6 protein-coding genes and 1 pseudogene are annotated in these 3,284 nt (G+C 60.7%); 4 read left to right on the top strand and 3 right to left on the bottom strand.

The window, feature by feature from the left end; translation table 11 throughout:
* From BP737_RS02115 to hepT, 4 genes are all read left to right on the top strand, one after another.
* A partial coding sequence (locus BP737_RS02115) for a type II toxin-antitoxin system HicB family antitoxin (RefSeq protein WP_292409949.1) occupies positions 1-263 on the top strand: 263 nt, incomplete at its 5' end.
* Between the two features lie 24 nt (positions 264-287).
* The gene (locus BP737_RS02110) at positions 288-476 is read left to right on the top strand and encodes a type II toxin-antitoxin system HicA family toxin (protein WP_292409948.1); all 189 of its coding nucleotides are present in this window, start codon (positions 288-290) and stop codon (positions 474-476) included.
* A gap of 190 nt (positions 477-666) precedes the next feature.
* The gene (gene mntA, locus BP737_RS02105) at positions 667-1,053 is read left to right on the top strand and encodes a type VII toxin-antitoxin system MntA family adenylyltransferase antitoxin (protein WP_342685848.1); all 387 of its coding nucleotides are present in this window, start codon (positions 667-669) and stop codon (positions 1,051-1,053) included.
* On the top strand, positions 1,050-1,490 hold the full coding sequence (gene hepT, locus BP737_RS02100; protein ID WP_292409943.1) for a type VII toxin-antitoxin system HepT family RNase toxin: 441 nt from the start codon (positions 1,050-1,052) through the stop codon (positions 1,488-1,490). The genes mntA and hepT overlap by 4 nt, the downstream gene beginning before the upstream one ends.
* Before the next feature lie 109 nt (positions 1,491-1,599).
* On the opposite strand, the gene BP737_RS02095 is transcribed toward hepT, so the two are convergent.
* From BP737_RS02095 to BP737_RS02085, 3 genes and pseudogenes are all read right to left on the bottom strand, one after another.
* Positions 1,600-2,334: a DUF1614 domain-containing protein gene (locus tag BP737_RS02095; protein ID WP_292409942.1), complete on the bottom strand. Its 735-nt coding sequence runs from the start codon at positions 2,332-2,334 to the stop codon at positions 1,600-1,602.
* Between the two features lie 21 nt (positions 2,335-2,355).
* Positions 2,356-2,967, bottom strand: coding sequence for a fibrillarin-like rRNA/tRNA 2'-O-methyltransferase (locus BP737_RS02090; RefSeq protein WP_292409940.1), 612 nt, complete (start codon positions 2,965-2,967; stop codon positions 2,356-2,358).
* Positions 2,964-3,284: pseudogene (locus BP737_RS02085) on the bottom strand (RNA-processing protein); the annotation flags it as partial. The gene BP737_RS02090 and the pseudogene BP737_RS02085, both read right to left, overlap by 4 nt.

Genomic DNA, 3,284 nt, shown 5'->3' with positions numbered 1-3,284 from the left:
CAATGATCCTTGAGTATATCAACGCGGCACTTGAACACGCCAACTACGAGATCATCGAGGACGACGAACCGTATTACGGAGAGATCCCGGAACTTCCCGGGGTCTTTGCAACCGGCAGGACGCTGGAAGAGTGCAGAAGAAACCTTGCCGACGTCATCGACGAATGGTTGATCATACGGCTCCGGCGCGGCCTCCCGATACCTCCGATCGCCGGTCGCACGGTGGGAGAGATCGTCAGAGTGGATATGGGTGCCGGAGCATAGAGACCCATCTCATGGAACCAACCTGTGAAGAACCTTCAGGCTCCTGGATTCGAGGGAACGTGTCGGGGAGGCAGACACCCATTCATGGTGAAAGGAGATCTCGTTCTGACCATCCCAAACACCCACCGGTCAGAGATCAGCGTCGACCTGCTCGTGCGCATCCTCCGGCAGGCAGGCATATCCCGTGAAGAATGGAGCCGGCTCGTCAGGTAGCGGTTCACTTCACCTTATTTTGTGGTTGTGAGGCTGAACGATTGCCTGAGGGAAGCCCGGGTGGCGATATTGGTCTTATGAAGGGAATGGGACAGACGACCAGCCCGGTCCAGCCCCCACCGCAGGAAACGTTAATGTGAGAGCGATCCCCATCTAGAACCTAAAGAACTTCCGGGCAGTGTGAGAAAAAGTGGATCGTTTTGTCCGGCATGCGCTTGAGCGGCTCAAGGCCATTGAGGGGTTCGAGAGGGTCCGCTTCATCATCCTCTACGGCTCCGTCGCCGAAGGGCGGGCGAGGGAAGGATCAGACATCGATCTCTGTATTTACTACGACGGGGACCGTGAGGAGGCAGCCCGATTCCGGTTTGCAGCGCTCTCCGAACTTTTCGATGACCGCTACGACATCCAGATCTTCTCTTTCCTGCCGCTCTATGTCCGGACGGAAGTCCTCCGCGGAAAGGTAATCTACTGTCCCGACGAGCGGTTCCTCTACGACGTCGCGTATCAGACGATCCGGGAATTCGATGATTTCAAGCACCGATTGTATGATTACATCGGCAAGGAGGCTATGGCGTGACGGACAAGGTCCGGGATGCGATAATCCGTATCAAACTCCAGGAGATGACAGAGAGTGTCGACATGGTCAAAGAACACCTCCCCGACTCCGTCGATTCGTTCGAGCGGCTCGGCATCGTGAAGGACGGCATCTACAAACGGGTCGAATATGCCATCGAGGACGTATTTGATGTATGTGCAATTCTAAATGCTGACCTCCATCTCGGTGTCCCCGGCACCGATGAGGATATCCTCGGGAACCTCGTGCAGCACGGGGTGCTTGCCCCGGGGACGCGACAGAACCTGAAGGCGATGAAAGGGTTCCGGAACATTGTCGTGCACCGCTACGGCGCAATCGACGATGCTCTTGCCTTCTCAATCCTCAACGAGCATATCGGCGACTTTGCTCTCTTCAGGCAGGAGATTGAACACGTTCTGCAATCGGTGAGAGAAAAGTAGCGGAGCCATACCGTTCTCCCCTCGAAGGGAGCCATACCCCGGTGCCGGATGACGCCTTGAGTGCCGGGAACCCCTATAGCAAAAAATCACGACCGGTCGAAGGACCCCCTCATGCAAGCAACGCCGCAAGGAGACCGGAGAGAAAGATCCCGTCGAACGTCCCCGCCCCGCCGATGCTCGCCATCGGCGCCCCGAGATCCGCAATGCGGTTGAGGTTCAGGAGGTCCGCCCCGATCAGGGTGCCGAGCGTCCCGCTCACGTAGGCGATGATCACCGCCGCGGCCGGGACGCCGCCCGCAAAGAGTGAGAGGGAGAGAGCTGCAAGGAGCGCCGCAAGCGGCGGGATGAAGAACGGCGTCGCGATCCCGAGACCCGGCACCGGACGGGCGACGAGTTTCGTTACGGCCGTCACGACCACAACCCCGACGAGGGCGAGCCAGAGAAGCAGGTAGCCCCCGCTGATCACGACCGAATCATAGAGCAGGTAGAGCGATATCGCGACCGGGATCACGGCGCCGCCGACGTTGACCGCAATGACCGTCCGCTGCACCGGCTGAGGAATTCGGTAGAATCGCCCGTAAAACGCGACATACCGGTTGTAAACCGACGATGCCGGCCGGCTTTCAAGCGTCCGGACCGGGATATTGATGAAACTCCCGGCAAGCGTCATGAGAAGGATGAGGAACGCCTGCCACCAGGAGAACCCGAGCTTTGCAAACGTCGCCCCGATCGCCGTCAGGAAGATCACCGGGAAGATGACGACGGCAAAGAGAAAGAAGATGAACAGCCCGAAGAGGAGGAAGAGCACGAACGGAGAGAACGGATTGAAGACTACCCGGTCCATGTGAAGAAGTCGCCCTCCTCTTTAATATATACTACTCCGGAGAGTGCAGATGATCGCAGCATGGTCCTGGTGGTAGGGCTCAAGCCACCGGATATCCACAACATCAAGACGCCGCAGAAGCCCGACCCGGGCCTCCGCGAGCACCTCGGCCGGTTCCCGCCGGACGTCCACGCTCCGGGTCTTGAGCATCAGGACAAGGTACCCGCCCGGTTTGAGAAAAATCAGGTTTCGCTCCGCGATCTCGACCTGGTTTGGCTGTGCAACGTCCTGGTAAACCAGGTCGACCGCCTCCATGAACGGCGCATACTCCTCCGGCCGGTTCGCGTCGGCCATAATCGGGACGATATTCTTCCTCCGGCGGGCCACCTCAAGAAGGTCCTGCATCGGCCGGGGTGCAAACTCCACCGCATAGACGGTCTCGACGTAGTCGGCGACGTGCGATACCGTGGTCCCGTTCGCCGCACCGAGGTAGAGCACCCGCATCCCGGGAGTGAGTTCCACGCCGCCGCCGAGGGTGTAGAGCGCCGCAAGCTTGCTCCGGTAGGGGTCCCAGACACGGTACCCGTCGAGCGTCCGTTCGCCGTAGACCCCGCCCTCCCCGGGCGAGACGAGCACGTTCCCAAGCCGGATCATGCGGCATCCCCCGCAGCGTCGATCCGGGCCTGGGCATCCTTGAGGAACTCCGGTACCGCCTCTCCCCGGAAGTAGTCGAGCCGGGCGGCGATGGCGAGTTTCGCCGCGAGCACCCGGGCCACCCTTCCGCGCACTTCTTTTGGGGCGTTGTGGACCCGGCGGTGCTGGAAGATGATCCCGTGCTTCGGCGGCGGCGTCCCGCCCCGGAGATGCGAGAAGAGCGCCCGCTCCGAGCCGAGGACCTGGATGGTGCTTCCCGGCATCTTCGCGAGAGCGGCGAGCCCCCCCGCGCGGGAGAGGAGACGGGCCGCGACCAG

The sequence above is a fragment of the Methanoculleus sp. UBA291 genome (assembly GCF_002499755.1).
Lineage (GTDB): Archaea > Halobacteriota > Methanomicrobia > Methanomicrobiales > Methanoculleaceae > Methanoculleus > Methanoculleus palmolei.
This window is presented reverse-complemented; position numbering and strand designations above follow the sequence as displayed.